The organism is Pediococcus acidilactici DSM 20284 (assembly GCF_000146325.1).
In the GTDB taxonomy this organism is placed as follows: domain Bacteria; phylum Bacillota; class Bacilli; order Lactobacillales; family Lactobacillaceae; genus Pediococcus; species Pediococcus acidilactici.
Genome location: NZ_GL397067.1, coordinates 981,660 through 996,867, shown reverse-complemented (window position 1 = coordinate 996,867; position 15,208 = coordinate 981,660). Strand labels below are relative to the sequence as shown.

Genomic DNA, 15,208 nt, shown 5'->3' with positions numbered 1-15,208 from the left:
GGCGGATTCCTTTCAGCTATTTTTGCGTATGAGGATGATAAATAATGAAAATGATTGTTGGTTTAGGAAACATTGGAAAAGAATATGATCAAACGCGGCACAACACCGGCTTTATGGTGGTAGACGCACTAGCTAAAAAGTATGGGGTGGATCATTTTAAGATTCATCACGAGGCCATGGTTGGCGAATTTTTCTCAAACGGTGAAAAGGTTTTATTAGTGAAACCAACTACCTACATGAACGATTCTGGGCGAGCGGTGCGTCCGTTAATGGACTACTATGACTTAGCATTAACGGATTTGATCGTGGTTTATGATGACATGGACATGCCGGTGGGGAAAATTCGTTTGCGGCAAAAGGGCTCGGCAGGCGGGCATAACGGGATTAAGAGTTTGATTGCCCACTTAGGTACCGAAAAGTTTCGCCGGCTCCGGGTGGGAATCGAACACCCAGCACACCAAAAAGTGGTGGATTATGTGCTTGGAAGATTTACTAAAGAACAAAAAGCGGATTTTGAAATTGGCGTACAAAACGCAATTGCGGCGCTCGACGACTGGCTAGCGGGCGCGGAATTTAGTCAGTTGATGAATCAATATAATTAGTGGGGCAAGTATGAATATTGAAAAAATTTTTGCAGACACCAAGGCAGTTGTTGAGGTTACTAGCAATTTAGGAGCGCAAACCCGTCAATTAGTGACCGGTTTATTAGAACCGGCCAAACAATTGTTTTTGAATGCGTTATTACAGAAACAAAATCAACCAATTTTAGTGGTAACGGATAGCTTGGCACACGCGGAACGACTGTATAACGAGTTAGCAGAAGGGCAACTGGACTTACAGGCCTACTGGTTTCCGGCAGAAGAGATTATCGCGGCAGAGGTGGCGACCAGTTCGCCCAACTACCGGACGGCACGGGTGCGATTTTTAAACGCCCTCGCCAATCAGCAACGGGGAATTTACGTTACCTCTGCTTCTGGTTTTCGACGAATGGTCCCGGCGGCCGCAGACGTTAAGCAGGCCCAGCTAGAAATTAGCGTGGGGGAAGAATACGACCCGCAACAGCTAATTCAACAGCTAGTCCAACTGGGATACCAACGGGTCGAACAGGTAGAAAAGAAATCGGAATTTGCCGTTCGCGGTTCAATCGTGGATATTTTTCCGCTTAACCAGGACGTCCCGGTGCGCGTAGACTTTTTTGACGTTGAGGTAGATTCACTTCGAACTTTCGACCAAAATAACCAACGCAGTATCGAAAATATTACCCAGACTAAAATTTTACCGGCGACGGATCTGATTGTGACTGAAGAACAATTCCATCAAGGAATCGCTAAGTTACAAAAACAAGTTCAGCAAGCGCGTAAACGGCTGGATGAAGATAACCAAGAACTTTTACAGCAAAACATTGCGGAAGTTACGGAACGCTGGCAAAAGCACCAGATTATCCCAGAAGACGTTATCTACACTAAGCAACTCTACGCAAAGCCTAATTCGCTGCTCGATTATTTAGCTGACGGGGTGCTCGTGGTTGACGACTACCCGCGGATTTTGGATGCGGAGTTGGATATTCAAAAAAATGAGGCTAGTTGGATTGTCGACCAGTTAAAGAACAACGTTTTGTTAGACAATGATCCGTTAGGCTTAGAAATCCGCCAATTAATCCGGCAAAAAAAGCAGCCCCAAATCTTTTTATCGATGTTTCAAAAGGGGATGGGCCGGCTTAAGTTTGACCAACTAACGGAAATTACTACCAGAGCGGTTCAGGAATTCTTTGGCCAAATGCCCGTTTTAAAGGGCGAAGTGGAACGGTGGATGAGCCGGCACGCCACCGTCTTGATTTTTGCCAATTCTAAAGAGCGGCAAAGTAAAATTGCCAGCACGTTGCGTGATTTTGAAATCGAATCACGAACCGTGCAGGCAGATCGGATAGTTACCGGGGCAGTCAACATTATTGGGCAATCCTTTTCACAAGGGTTTGAAATGCCCGACGCCAAAATGGTGGTGCTTACTGAAAAGGAACTGTTTGCCAAAGTTCGCAAAAAGCGGCCGCGCCAACAGCACATTGAAAATGCGGAACGGTTAAAAAGTTATACCGAGTTAAAGCCCGGAGATTTTGTGGTGCACGTCAATCACGGGATTGGTAAATACTTGGGAATGACCACCATGGAAGTTGATGGAGTTCACCAAGATTATCTCACCATCCAATACCAGGGCAGCGGACAGCTTTTCATTCCGGTTACCCAGCTTAATTTAGTTCAAAAATACGTGGCGGCGGAAGGCAAGCGCCCGAAGATCAACCGACTGGGCGGATCCGACTGGGCTAAGACTAAGCAACACGTTGCTTCTAAAATTGAAGACATTGCGGACGATTTAATTGAACTATATGCCAAACGGGAGGCCGAAAAGGGTTTTGCCTTTCCGCCGGATGACGATTTGCAATTACAATTTGAAAATGACTTTCCTTACACCGAAACTCCTGACCAATTGCGGTCCATAAAGGAAGTTAAGGAAGACATGGAAAAGCCCCGGCCAATGGATCGACTGCTAGTTGGCGACGTAGGTTATGGGAAGACCGAAGTTGCCTTGCGAGCTGCTTTTAAGGCAATTGAGGGTGGCAAGCAGGTGGCGATTCTCGTGCCGACGACAATTTTAGCGCAACAACATTTCGACACGATGAACGACCGTTTTGGAGATTATCCAATTACGACCGCGATGCTGTCTCGTTTTCAAACTAACGCGCAAATTAAGGAAGCCTTAGCAGGTCTGGAAGACGGCACCATTGACATCGTAGTGGGCACTCACCGACTGCTATCAAAGGACGTTCACTTTAAGGACTTAGGCCTGTTAGTGATTGATGAGGAACAACGCTTCGGGGTGAAACATAAAGAACGGATTAAAGCTTTGCGTTCCCAAGTGGACGTCCTCACCCTCACTGCTACCCCAATTCCCCGCACGTTAAACATGTCAATGATTGGGGTGCGTGATCTTTCAGTAATTGAAACTCCGCCAACCAACCGTTACCCGATTCAAACCTACGTGGTTGAAGAAAATGCCGGGATTATCCGCGAAGGAATTATGCGTGAAATCCGGCGGGACGGTCAGGTATTCTTTTTGCACAATCGGGTGCAAGACATTGAAAAGGTGGTTGCCCAAATTGAGGCACTGGTTCCCGAAGCACGGGTTGCCTACATTCACGGACAAATGACCGAAAAACAATTAGAAGATATTTTGTTTGATTTCATTGAGGGCGAATACGACGTGCTGGTAACGACCACGATTATTGAAACGGGCATCGACATTCCCAATGCCAATACCCTATTTGTAGAAAACGCCGATCACATGGGCCTTTCCCAACTCTATCAACTGCGGGGACGAATTGGGCGCTCCTCTCGAGTTGCGTACGCGTACTTCCTTTACCAAAAGGACCGAGTTTTGACTGAGTTGGGTGAAAAACGCTTGGAAGCCATTAAAGACTTCACCGAATTGGGATCCGGCTTTAAAATTGCCATGCGAGACCTTTCGATTCGGGGTGCGGGTAACTTACTTGGTAAACAGCAACACGGGTTCATTGATTCGGTTGGATACGACTTGTATTCGCAAATGCTGGCTGATGCAGTTAAGCAAAAGCAGGGCAAGAAGGTTCCCAAACGTTCTGATAGTGAAATTGATTTGGAAATCGAAGCCTTTCTTCCAAGTACGTACATTGAAGACTCACAGCAAAAAATTGAATTTTACAAACGACTTCGGCAAGTTGATTCCACTGATGGCTTGATGGACGTGGTGGATGATTTGATTGACCGGTTTGGCGAATACCCAACCGAAGTTGCCAACTTGATTCAAATTACCGAGCTTAAATTACACGCGGATGCTGCGCAGGTAGAAAAAATCGAGCGGAAAAATGGCAACTTGTTCATCACCTTAACTCCGGCGGCAAGCCAGAAGATCAGCGGTGAAAACGTCTTTGCCGCGCTATCGGTTACTAAACTACGAGCGACAGTGGCGGAATCAAATGATAAAATGCATATAAAGTTAGTTATTCAACCGCAAATGACGCAGCAAGATTGGTTTGAGCAACTAATGAGCTACGTTAAAAAATTAGCTGAATATCTGTGAGGAAGCGACTTGAAAAAAATAACCGAGCAAAAAGCAATGCGGGGAGCCTTCATTCTATCGGTTGCCGCGATTATCGCTAAGGTTTTGAGCGCCGTTTACCGGATTCCTCTCCAAAATTTGGTTGGTAACACCGGTTTTTACGTATACCAACAAATTTATCCGATTTACGGAATTGGGATGACCTTCGCGCTTAATGGGTATCCCAACTTTATTTCTAAAATCATTGCCGAAGAACCTGATGAAAAAAGAAAATTAGTACTTGGCCAGTACTCCATAATGATCCTAACGGTGCTTTCCGCGACGGTGTTTTTGATACTGGTTGGCGGCGCCCAGCCGATTGCTCAGGCAATGGGGGACCGTCAGCTTGCGCCGATGCTCCGGGTCGTAGCAACCATGTTTTTGCTGATGCCGTTTTTAGCAACGGGACGGGGATACTACCAAGGAATTTATAACGTTATTCCAACGGCAAAATCCCAAGTTGTTGAACAAGTGGTCCGGGTAAGCATCATCATTTTGGTGGCGATAATCACGGTGCAGCAAGACTGGTCGGTTTACAAAATGGGCGCTTACGCGATGGCTAGTTCTACCGTAGCCGCGGTAGCTGCAAGCTGGTTTTTTATACCAGTAATCCGTAAGATCATGCATGAAGGTACCGCTCACTTTCAATGGTCCGTATTTAAAGATTTAGGAAAACGGTTCGTGGTGGAAGGCGGGCTAATTTGCCTGCTTTCGGCGATGATTATCCTGCTTCAGTTAGTGGATTCGTTTACCGTTAAAAATAATTTAGTGGCGGCGGGAATGTTACCTGACGCCGCAAAAGCTCTAAAAGGGGTTTACGACCGCGCCCAGCCATTAGTACAAGTCGGAACGGTAATCGCGACCGCGTTTGCGACCACGTTATTGCCTTCGTTGACCGAAGCTTTGCAAAAACGTGATTCCGAGGCCTTTTATCGCTCGGCAACTTCGCTAATCCGAGTGGCGGTGGCAATTTCATCGGCAGCTAGCGTGGGAATGATTGCTTTAATGCCGTTTATCAACCGGCTGCTCTTCGGTAGTTTCGCTGGTTCGGGCGCTTTGGCAATTTATAACCTCAGCGTAATTTTGGCGGCGTTGATTTTTGTTAATAATAGTGTTTTACAAAGCATGGGGCGCTTAAAGATGACGTTTTGGGCGATTGCGGCCGGTCTTTGCGTCAAGGTGATTTGCAACGGTTGGGCGGTCCGCCACTGGTCAATTATTGGCGCAAGCTGGATAACCGTCCTTAGTTTGGTAATCATTGCTGGCGCGATGAGTTGGGCGTTACCAGTGCGGCTGTTAAAGAGGGTTTACCTAGAAAACCACTTTTTACTAAAATTGTTGATTGGAAACGCGGTGATGTTTGGCGTTGTGCAACTAATCACCGGATTTTTACGAGTGTTGGTTTCAAGTGATAGTCGGGGAGCTGCTTTGCTAATTACGGCAGTGGCAGCGCTAATTGGTGCGTTAACTTGGCTAAGTTTCGTGCTAATTAATCGGGTCTTCACCCTCCGAGAGTGGTTGACGATCCCCTTTGGCAAAAAAATAATAAGAACAATACAGAGGATGGTTAAATGAGACTAGATAAATTTTTAAAAGTTTCGCGAATTATTAAACGGCGGGCGTTGGCAAAGGAAGTTGCTGACCAGGGCCGAATTTTAATCAATGATAAGGTAGCAAAGTCTTCATCAAACGTGGTTCCTAACGATCAAGTTGAAATCCGTTTTGGAAATAAAACGTTGGTGATCCGGGTAGAACAGCTGTTGGATACAACCAAAAAAGACGATGCGGAACGAATGTATACGATTATTTCTGAAAACTATCAACAAGATTTTAGAAAATAATTTAAAACTTGGTAAATATGCGTGGACAGGCTAGGTAAGCGTTGTTATAATCGGAAGTGATTAAGGGGATATAACAATGACAAATAATCAACATCATCAGAAAAAAAATCACAGCAAAATGAGTTACCGGACGGCAACCGGAGCACCGAATCCTTATGCACGGGCACGGAAAAAACGGGCCCTAGTTATTTTAGGAGTTTTTGCGGCGGTTGCAGCGGTCTTTTTGTTCCAAATAGTCCACGCAAAGGTGTCTCAGAATAGTGTGAATGCCAAACTTGCGGTGGAATCGGCACGCTACACAAAAATGAAGGATGAAAATGCCCAGTTAAAAGACAAGGTTAAGCAAATGAATGATGAAAATTATTTGGAAAAGTTAATCCGGGCAAAGTACTTCTACACTAAAAAAGGTGAAACGGTATATAACTTACCTAACGATGCCAAGTAAGGGTAAAACACGATTAAACTAAAGAATATTGGAAATTGAATAGTCATTTTAAAAAGTGAAAAGCAGGGTTTTGAAAACCAATCCTGTTTTTCACTTTTTTGTTAAATGACCCGTTTTCGAATGTATAATTTCTTGAAATTTTTCAACAATGTCCAATTTTTTTCACGGCCGTTGAAAATAAATTTTTCCGGGTCGACAGCTCGCAAGCCACTAGTAAGAAATGGTATAATTAGACATTAAATTTTTTAGGAGGAACATACGGATTTATGTCAATTGAAGTTGGAACTAAGGTAGATGGGAAAGTTTCTGGAATCACTAATTTTGGAGCTTTTGTAGATTTAGGGGAGCATCGGTCTGGCTTAGTTCATATCAGTGAAGTTTCTGATAGTTTTGTTAAGGATATTCACAGCGTACTTAAGGTAGGCGATTCGGTTACGGTGAAGGTACTTTCGATTGCTGACGACGGTAAGATTGCTTTGTCCATCCGCAAGGCGGTAGAGCGGCCGGCGCAAGCAGCACCGAAGAAGTCTCATGAATTCCACCATTCACGAGACAACCGGCAATCTAATCACCAAGCAAAACAGCATCATTCAAACGCAAACGAATCGTTTGACCAAATGCTATCGGGCTTTTTAAAGGACAGCGAATCCCGTCTTTCCATGCTTAAGAAAAATACGGATGGTAAACGCGGCGGACGCGGTGGACGGCGCAACTAATGATTAGTTTAAGGGCGCTGGGTGAAAAAATTGTTGACCATTATCAATTGAATCAAGCGCCGGTGGTCGTAGCGGTCTCGACAGGAGTGGACTCCACGGTATTAATCAACGCGCTTTTAGCAGCGACTAATCTTGCTGAAAATCGGCTAATTATTGCCCACGTAAACCACCAGTTGCGTTCCCAAAGCGTGCAAGAAGAGGAATTTTTGCGGCAATGGTGTGCAAAACGACGACTGACGTTTGTAAGTACTAAGTGGTCTAGAGAACTGCATCCCGATACGGGAGTGGAAGCTGCTGCTCGACGGTTTAGGTATGATTTTTTTGCCAAGGTGATGCAACGGTATCACGCAAACACCCTCTTGACGGCTCATAACGCTACCGAACAGGCTGAAAGTTTTCTTATGCAAGTGGTGCGCGGAGGTTGGTTAAGCCAGTTACGCGGCACTCCCGAGGAGCGGTCTTTTGCGACCGGGCGTTTAGTGCGGCCATTTTTAAAAATTAGCAAGCCGACTTTAGTAGCGCTTGCGCAGGAAAATCACCTAACTTGGTTTGAAGATGAAACTAACCAACAGGATGATTATTTGCGTAACCGGGTGCGTAATCAGTTGCTGCCCGCCCTGCAAGCGGAAAATCCGCGCGTGGTGGAGCATATTGGACAATACCAAACCGAGATTACCGAACAAGACCAATTGATCAAAGAAATTAGTCGACAAAAACTAGCGCAGCTCCGGCAGGGGAGTCAATATCAGTTACCGAAGTTCAAAGCGGAGTCGCGATTATGGCAAAAACAACTGTTAAAACAGTTGGTCAGCGAGTCTTGTCCCGCAGTGGCAATTGGACAAAATAAGCTGGATGAAGTTTTAGAATTTATTAATCAAACTAATTTAGCGCAGGGCTCGATTGATTTAGGTAACGATTATGTACTGGAAATCACGTACGATTTATTACAAATAATCAAAAAAAAGACCGTAAAAAGTGAACAAGCTAAAAAGCATATGGTAACATTGAACAAGTGGTTAACTTTAGATGAGGGTACTCAATTTCGAATCAGCGACCGTTCCGTTGCTGGACCGGTTGCCGGAGCAATGGTGTTGAGTGACAATCAGCTTAAGCAACCGCTTTTTGTTCGTCAAGCAACCCCCCAGGATCGGTTACGGTTAAAAAACGGCAAGTATAAGACCGTTCGACGGGAATTAATCGATCAAAAGGTTCCTCGTGAACAGCGAGCGAATTTTTGGGCAGTTGTGGACGGCGACCAAAGGGTTTTGTGGGTACTCGGTTTAAGACAAGCATGGTTAGCCGAACCCTACTTAGCAACGCAAACACAATATATTTTGGAATATAGAACTGGAGGACGTCCCCATGGACAATGATATCGCCAAAGTTTTATACAGTGAGGCAGATATAAAAGAAGCTTGCCAACGTTTAGGTAAGCAATTGACGAAGGATTATGCTGGCAAACGCCCGTTGATTTTAAGCGTATTGACGGGGGCCATGTTTTTCACAACGGACGTGGTCCGCGAATTTGATGGTTATGCACAGATCGATTTTATTGACGTGTCTAGTTATAACGGCGGCACTCAATCAAGCGGAAAAGTTGAATTAATTACCGATATCTCCGAAGATGTTAGTGGCCGTGACGTGCTGATCATTGAAGACATTGTGGATACTGGACGTACTTTACGCTACGTAATGGATTTACTATATTCCCGTAACGCGAAGAGTGTTAAAATTTGTAGCTTCTTGGATAAGCCTGCCGGTCGCGATGTGGAAGCTACGGCAGACTACGTGGGCTTTACGGTTCCAAACGAATTTGTGGTCGGATACGGGCTAGATTACCAAGGTTATTACCGCAATTTACCGTACGTGGGTGTTTTAAAGCCGGAAATTTATAAGTAAAAACATTGGTCAAAGTTAGTCAAATGTGATATTATATCGACAACAGTCAAGATTAAAATTAATGCGTCTTGATGCCTTACAAGGAGGAACTACATGAAAAATAACAGAAATGGGCTGTTTAAAAATAGTCTTTTCTATATCGTAGTTTTTTTGAGTATTATGGGAATTATCGCTGCGGTAGTGGGCAAGGGTGGCAACAACCAAACCTCCACCATTTCGTCAAGCGAGTTTATTTCACAGCTTAAAAAAGACAACGTGAAAAGTTTTGATATTCAGCCATCAAATGGTGTGTATAAGATCACTGGTAAATATCGTTCTGCGCAAGAGGATGATACTGCCACAGGGTTATTCCCCGGAACAGTTTCATCTAGTAAGGTAACCGGGTTCCAAACTTCGGTACTACAGAATGACTCGACCGTCTCCCAAATCACCAAAACTGCATCATCTGATGGGGTAAAGGTAAGTACTAAGGAAGAAGAATCGAGTAGCTTCTGGGTTCAACTCCTCGTAACGGGATTGCCATTAATCTTCTTTATTTTCATTTTCTACATGATGATGGGTCAGGCCGGACAAGGCGGTGCTGGCAAGGGGGTAATGAACTTTGGTAAATCGAAGGTTAAACCCGCAGATAAAAGTGCCAATAAAGTTCGTTTCTCTGACGTAGCTGGAGAAGAAGAAGAAAAGCAAGAATTAGTGGAAGTAGTTGAATTCTTAAAAGATCCACGGAAGTTCGTGCAATTAGGTGCTCGAATTCCAGCCGGGGTTCTGCTTGAGGGACCTCCCGGGACAGGTAAAACCTTACTGGCTAAAGCGGTAGCTGGTGAAGCCGGGGTTCCGTTCTACTCAATTTCTGGTTCAGACTTCGTAGAAATGTTTGTCGGGGTCGGTGCTAGCCGGGTTCGGGACTTGTTTGACCAAGCAAAGAAGAACGCCCCATCGATCATCTTTATTGATGAAATTGATGCGGTTGGACGGCGTCGGGGCAATGGCACTGGCGGCGGTCATGATGAACGTGAACAAACCTTGAACCAATTGCTGGTTGAAATGGACGGATTTACCGGTAACGAAGGGGTAATCGTCATGGCGGCTACTAACCGTTCGGACGTATTGGATCCTGCGTTGCTTCGTCCAGGTCGTTTTGACCGGAAGATCTTGGTTGGTCGGCCAGACGTTAATGGTCGGGAAGCCATCTTACACGTCCATGCAAAAAACAAACCAATTGCTAGCGACGTTGACCTAGCTGAGATTGCTAAACAAACTCCTGGTTTTGTAGGGGCAGATTTGGAAAACTTGCTTAACGAGGCGGCGCTGTTAGCTGCCCGGCGTAATAAGAAGGTTATCGACGCAGCCGACTTAGACGAAGCTGAAGACCGGGTAATTGCTGGACCAGCGAAGAAGAACGCGGTGGTCAGCAAGAAGGAACGGCAAACGGTGGCTTACCACGAAGCTGGACATACCATTGTTGGGTTAGTTCTCAACGATGCCCGGGTCGTGCATAAAGTTACCATCGTTCCGCGGGGACGTGCTGGTGGTTACGCGATTATGCTACCGCGTGAAGACCAAATGCTGATGTCTAAGAAAGACGCGATGGAACAGATTGCTGGTTTGATGGGTGGTCGTGCTGCTGAAGAAATTATTTTCAATCAACAATCTTCGGGAGCTTCAAATGACTTCGAACAAGCTACGCAAATTGCCCGCTCAATGGTTATGCAGTACGGGATGAGTGATAAAATCGGTCAAGTAGAATTGGCTGCACCTGGACAATCCTACTACGGCGAAAGCGGACCGGCATACTCTGAAAAGACTGCCGCAACCATTGACGAAGAAATTCGGCGCTTTACTACCGAAGGTTACGAACAAGCTCGCAAGATTATCCAAGAGCATCGTGAACAACACAAGATTATTGCGGAAGCTTTGCTTAAGTACGAAACCTTGGATGAAAAGCAAATTCTCAGTTTGTTCAAGACTGGTAAGATGCCGGAAAAGAAATCGGACACTGAATTTCCAAGCGAAAAAGCTGCAACGTTCGAAGAAGCTAAGCGTGAATTAGAACGCAAGGAAGCTGAACGCCACGAACAAGCGGCTAACTCCGTTAAGGAATCCAACGCTAAAGATAATGAAGACACGACCGTTTACTATCCTAATGACGAGGATCATGACGACGGTTCAACAAATTAATAGCCAAAGAATCGTGGGTTGCCCAATGCACTCACGATTTTTTTGCGAAAGGAGCATACTCAATGAGTGATTATTTAATAAAAAGTATTGTTAATGACGGGATGTTTCGGGCTTACGCAGTTAATACCACTAACTTGGTTCAAGAAGCCCAACAACGCCACGATTCGTGGAGCGCGGCTACGGCAGCATTAGGGCGTTCATTAACAGCGACCTTGTTACTGTCTTCATCCGTTTTAAAGGGTGAAGAAAAGCTTACGGTAAAAATTAATGGTGGCGGTCCGGTGGGCACCATCGTGGTGGATGGTAACGCCAAGGGAACGGTTAAGGGTTACCTTCAGCATCCGCACGTATCTTTGCCGCTGAAGGAAGACCACCATATTGACGTGGGCCAAGCAGTTGGTAACCAAGGGGTTATGGCAGTTACTAAGGATATGGGACTTGGCGATCCGTTTACCGGACAAGTTGGGTTAGTTTCTGGTGAAATTGGCGACGACTTTACCTATTACCTGGCGCAATCTGAACAGATTCCTTCGGCGGTAGGAGTGTCAGTCTTTGTGAACCCGGACGAAACGGTTGGCGTAGCAGGGGGCTTCTTGATTCAAGTAATGCCAGACGCTACGGATGATGCAATTGATCGCTTGCAAACGCGGTTAAAGGAAATTCCGTTGATTTCAGAAATGCTTCGTAACGGCAAGACCCCGGAAGAAATTTTAAACGACATTTTTAAGGACGATCAGGTTAAAATTTTAGATAAAATGGACGTTAAATTTGAATGCGATTGTTCTAAAGAACGCTTTGCACAATCATTAGCTTCCCTCCCTACGGAAGAGCTTCAAGAAATGATCGATAAAGATCAGGGTGCACAAGCAGTTTGCCGGTTCTGCGGTAACCAGTATCAATTCTCCGAAGCTGAGTTGCAAAAAATCATTGATGAAAAGTAATTTGCCAAAATTTGTGTAATGAGGATCCGCGGTTCCTCCACAATCGCAATTTTGTGTGCTATCATATTCTGCATGCATAAAAAGTTTGATGAGGTGAAAAAATGGAATGGAAAATTGGGGATATAACGATCCCAAATCAATTAGTTGTTGCACCGATGGCTGGGGTGACTAACACGGCCTTTCGGGTGATCTGCAAGCAGTTTGGTGCCGGGCTGGTAGTTTGTGAAATGATTTCGGACCGGGGCATCATTTACGGTAACAAAAAAACGTTAAGTATGATGCAAGTTGACCCCAACGAACATCCAATGAGTATCCAGATTTTTGGCGGTACTAAGGAAACTTTGGTGGAAGCCGCTAAATTTGTGGATCAAAACACTGAAGCAGACATTATCGACATCAACATGGGTTGCCCAGTTAACAAAGTGGTTAATACGGATGCAGGGGCGCGTTGGTTGTTAGATCCTAATAAGGTTTACGAAATGGTTTCCTACGTTACCGACGCAGTTAAAAAGCCTGTAACCGTAAAAATGCGGACTGGCTGGGATGATAAACACATTTACGCGGTGGAAAATGCCCTGGCTGCACAACGAGCTGGAGCAGCTGCCTTAGCAATGCACGGTCGGACCCGGAAACAAATGTACACTGGTCATGCCGATTGGGACATCTTAAAAGAAGTTGCCAGTCAGTTGCACATTCCATTTATGGGTAATGGAGACGTAAGGACGCCCCAAGACGCTAAACGGATGTTAGATGAAGTGGGCGCCGACGCGGTAATGATTGGCCGGGCTGTTTTAGGTAATCCATGGGAGCTTCAAAAGGTGGCAGCCTACCTTAATGATGGAACGCTCATTGACGAACCTACCCCAGCAGAAAAAATTAAGATTGCTAAGGAACATTTGCATGGCTTAGTTGAGTTGAAGGGTGAAAATATCGGACCGCGTGAATTCCGGGGTCAAGCGGCATATTACCTTAAAGGGGTGCCACACTCTGCGCGAACCAAGGTAGCCTTAAATGCTGCCGAAACTGAGCAAGAAATGATCGATATTTTTGACCGGTTTATTGAAAAGCTAGACTCTCGAATGAGTCGAGTTGCGAAATAAGGTTGCATTTTACCGTTTTAATAAGTAATAATTATATTTGAAAAATTAAAGAGGGGGATCACATAGTGGGCGAGAAGCAACAACCAAGTATGAATGACCAACTACGGGTACGTCGTGAAAAGATGCAAGAATTACGCGACAAGGGAATTGACCCGTTTGGCCATCGTTTTGAAAGAACACATTTAGCCGCACAATTACACGAAAAGTACGGTGACATGTCAAAAGAAGAAATTGAAGAACAGGGCGTTGTCGCAACCGTTGCTGGTCGGATGGTTTCAAAGCGCGGTAAGGGAAAGGTCGGTTTTGCTGACTTAAAGGACCGTTCTGGAAAGATTCAACTTTACGTACGTAAGGATGAATTAGGCGAAGACGTCTACAAAATCTTTAAACGTGCTGATTTAGGTGATTTCCTAGGAGTAACTGGGGACGTAATGAAGACGGATATGGGTGAATTAACTATCAAGGTTACGTCATTGACCTTCTTAAGTAAGGCACTGCGTCCGTTACCAGATAAGTTTCATGGTTTACAAAACGTTGAGCAAATTTACCGGCAACGTTATTTAGATTTGATTGCAAACGATGAAAGCATGGAACGCTTCCGTAAACGGACCAAGATCGTATCGGCAATTCGGCGTTACCTAGACGACCATGGATTCGCTGAAGTTGAAACGCCAGTTCTCCACACTCAAGCAGGTGGAGCAAGCGCACGGCCATTTATTACCCATCACAATGCGTTAGACATTGATTTATACTTACGAATTGCTTTGGAACTCCACTTGAAGCGATTAATTGTTGGTGGAATGGAACGCGTTTATGAAATTGGTCGAGTTTTCCGTAATGAAGGAATCGACACTCGTCATAACCCAGAATTCACCATGCTAGAAACTTACGTAGCTTACTACGACTTCCACGACGTAATGGACGAAACGGAAGGCATTTTAAAGGCGGCGGTTAACGCCGTTTCAGATGACGGCAAGATTACGTACCAAGGTACGGAGCTCGACTTGAACCAAGACTTTGAACGTTTACACATGGTTGATGCGATTAAGAAGTATGCTGGAGTTGATTTCTGGCCAGAAATGTCTGTTGAAGAAGCCCGCAAATTGGCTGACGAACATGGCGTAAAATACGAATCATGGTGGACAGTTGGTCACATTATTAACGAATTCTTCGAAGATAAGGTGCAAGATCAATTGAAGCAACCAGTTTTCATCTATGGTCATCCAGTTGAAATCTCGCCGTTAGCAAAGAAGAATGCTGACGACCCACGCTTTACGGATCGTTTTGAATTATATATCTTAGGTAACGAATACGGAAACGCCTTTACCGAATTAAACGACCCAATTGACCAGCGGCAACGTTTTGAGGCTCAAGTTGCAGAACGGGAAGCTGGTAACGAAGAAGCAGAAGGAATTGACGAAGACTACATTGAAGCTTTGGAATACGGTATGCCACCAACTGGCGGTTTAGGAATCGGAATTGACCGCTTAGTAATGTTGCTAACCGATGCTCCTTCAATTCGTGACGTGCTTCTATTCCCAACGATGCGTCCAATTGATTAACAGATAATAAGCAAAGATCACGCTATTTAGCGTGGTCTTTTTTGTTTGCTTATTAAAGTAAAACTATTTTCATGAGTCACCCTAAACAAAAAGTCTGGGCAAAATTTGATAACGAAGGTGGCTGAGTAAAAAGATTTTATAAAAGTTGATCGGTTGCAAGCGTTACCGAATCGCACAGTGTGGCCTTTTGGTGTGAAAGTGCCATTTTTTATAATGGTTTTCTTAAAAATGCTATTGACGAAGGATGGTAAAACTTGGTACTATATTTGAGTGCCAATGATACGCTATTTCGAAACGAGAAATAATGAGATATTCATTAAAAAAGTGTTGACAATCATTTTTCTCAATGATATAGTTAAATAGTTGTCAAAAGCGTTATAAACGTTGATACGACAACG

12 protein-coding genes are annotated in these 15,208 nt (G+C 44.7%); all 12 read left to right on the top strand.

Translation table 11 applies throughout. The annotated features are described in order from the left end of the window. Positions 1-44 precede the first annotated feature (44 nt). The 12 genes from pth (at position 45) to lysS (ending at position 14,810) form a co-directional block, all read left to right on the top strand. Positions 45-602 carry an aminoacyl-tRNA hydrolase gene (gene pth / locus HMPREF0623_RS04990; protein WP_004166161.1) on the top strand — a complete coding sequence of 186 codons (558 nt, stop codon included), beginning with the start codon at positions 45-47 and terminating at the stop codon, positions 600-602. A gap of 10 nt (positions 603-612) precedes the next feature. Further along, entirely contained in the window at positions 613-4,110 is a 3,498-nt protein-coding gene (gene mfd / locus HMPREF0623_RS04985; RefSeq protein ID WP_004166160.1) for a transcription-repair coupling factor, read from the top strand. A 9-nt stretch (positions 4,111-4,119) separates the two neighbouring features. Beyond that, the gene (locus HMPREF0623_RS04980) at positions 4,120-5,703 is read left to right on the top strand and encodes a putative polysaccharide biosynthesis protein (RefSeq protein WP_004166159.1); all 1,584 of its coding nucleotides are present in this window, start codon (positions 4,120-4,122) and stop codon (positions 5,701-5,703) included. Then, positions 5,700-5,969 carry an RNA-binding S4 domain-containing protein gene (locus HMPREF0623_RS04975; protein WP_002829750.1) on the top strand — a complete coding sequence of 90 codons (270 nt, stop codon included), beginning with the start codon at positions 5,700-5,702 and terminating at the stop codon, positions 5,967-5,969. Before HMPREF0623_RS04980 ends, HMPREF0623_RS04975 begins: the two co-directional genes overlap by 4 nt. A 76-nt stretch (positions 5,970-6,045) precedes the next feature. Continuing rightward, positions 6,046-6,414 (top strand): FtsB family cell division protein, encoded by a 369-nt coding sequence (locus tag HMPREF0623_RS04970; RefSeq protein ID WP_002832407.1) that lies wholly within the window; start codon positions 6,046-6,048, stop codon positions 6,412-6,414. Between the two features lie 266 nt (positions 6,415-6,680). Next, complete coding sequence (locus tag HMPREF0623_RS04965; RefSeq protein ID WP_004166158.1) at positions 6,681-7,130, top strand: S1 domain-containing RNA-binding protein; 450 nt, start codon at positions 6,681-6,683, stop codon at positions 7,128-7,130. Further along, positions 7,130-8,503 carry a tRNA lysidine(34) synthetase TilS gene (gene tilS, locus HMPREF0623_RS04960; protein WP_004166157.1) on the top strand — a complete coding sequence of 458 codons (1,374 nt, stop codon included), beginning with the start codon at positions 7,130-7,132 and terminating at the stop codon, positions 8,501-8,503. The genes HMPREF0623_RS04965 and tilS overlap by 1 nt, the downstream gene beginning before the upstream one ends. Next, positions 8,493-9,029, top strand: a complete 537-nt coding sequence (gene hpt, locus HMPREF0623_RS04955; RefSeq protein WP_002832405.1) for a hypoxanthine phosphoribosyltransferase — start codon at positions 8,493-8,495, stop codon at positions 9,027-9,029. The genes tilS and hpt overlap by 11 nt, the downstream gene beginning before the upstream one ends. Before the next feature lie 93 nt (positions 9,030-9,122). Beyond that, positions 9,123-11,207, top strand: coding sequence for an ATP-dependent zinc metalloprotease FtsH (gene ftsH / locus HMPREF0623_RS04950; RefSeq protein ID WP_002829754.1), 2,085 nt, complete (start codon positions 9,123-9,125; stop codon positions 11,205-11,207). A gap of 62 nt (positions 11,208-11,269) precedes the next feature. After that, positions 11,270-12,148: an Hsp33 family molecular chaperone HslO gene (gene hslO, locus HMPREF0623_RS04945; protein WP_004166155.1), complete on the top strand. Its 879-nt coding sequence runs from the start codon at positions 11,270-11,272 to the stop codon at positions 12,146-12,148. A gap of 101 nt (positions 12,149-12,249) precedes the next feature. Further along, positions 12,250-13,248, top strand: coding sequence for a tRNA dihydrouridine synthase DusB (gene dusB, locus HMPREF0623_RS04940; RefSeq protein ID WP_002829756.1), 999 nt, complete (start codon positions 12,250-12,252; stop codon positions 13,246-13,248). A gap of 65 nt (positions 13,249-13,313) precedes the next feature. Beyond that, positions 13,314-14,810 carry a lysine--tRNA ligase gene (gene lysS, locus HMPREF0623_RS04935; RefSeq protein WP_002829757.1) on the top strand — a complete coding sequence of 499 codons (1,497 nt, stop codon included), beginning with the start codon at positions 13,314-13,316 and terminating at the stop codon, positions 14,808-14,810. The last annotated feature ends 398 nt before the right edge of the window (positions 14,811-15,208 follow it).

What these genes read in the sequence shown, in the direction of transcription:
- ftsH (WP_002829754.1), top strand. Translation starts at nt 9,123, where the DNA reads ATGAAAAATAACAGAAATGGGCTGTTTAAAAATAGTCTTTTCTATATC.
- dusB (WP_002829756.1), top strand. Translation starts at nt 12,250, where the DNA reads ATGGAATGGAAAATTGGGGATATAACGATCCCAAATCAATTAGTTGTT.
- mfd (WP_004166160.1), top strand. Translation starts at nt 613, where the DNA reads ATGAATATTGAAAAAATTTTTGCAGACACCAAGGCAGTTGTTGAGGTT.
- HMPREF0623_RS04975 (WP_002829750.1), top strand. Translation starts at nt 5,700, where the DNA reads ATGAGACTAGATAAATTTTTAAAAGTTTCGCGAATTATTAAACGGCGG.
- HMPREF0623_RS04965 (WP_004166158.1), top strand. Translation starts at nt 6,681, where the DNA reads ATGTCAATTGAAGTTGGAACTAAGGTAGATGGGAAAGTTTCTGGAATC.
- HMPREF0623_RS04970 (WP_002832407.1), top strand. Translation starts at nt 6,046, where the DNA reads ATGACAAATAATCAACATCATCAGAAAAAAAATCACAGCAAAATGAGT.
- pth (WP_004166161.1), top strand. Translation starts at nt 45, where the DNA reads ATGAAAATGATTGTTGGTTTAGGAAACATTGGAAAAGAATATGATCAA.
- hpt (WP_002832405.1), top strand. Translation starts at nt 8,493, where the DNA reads ATGGACAATGATATCGCCAAAGTTTTATACAGTGAGGCAGATATAAAA.
- hslO (WP_004166155.1), top strand. Translation starts at nt 11,270, where the DNA reads ATGAGTGATTATTTAATAAAAAGTATTGTTAATGACGGGATGTTTCGG.
- tilS (WP_004166157.1), top strand. Translation starts at nt 7,130, where the DNA reads ATGATTAGTTTAAGGGCGCTGGGTGAAAAAATTGTTGACCATTATCAA.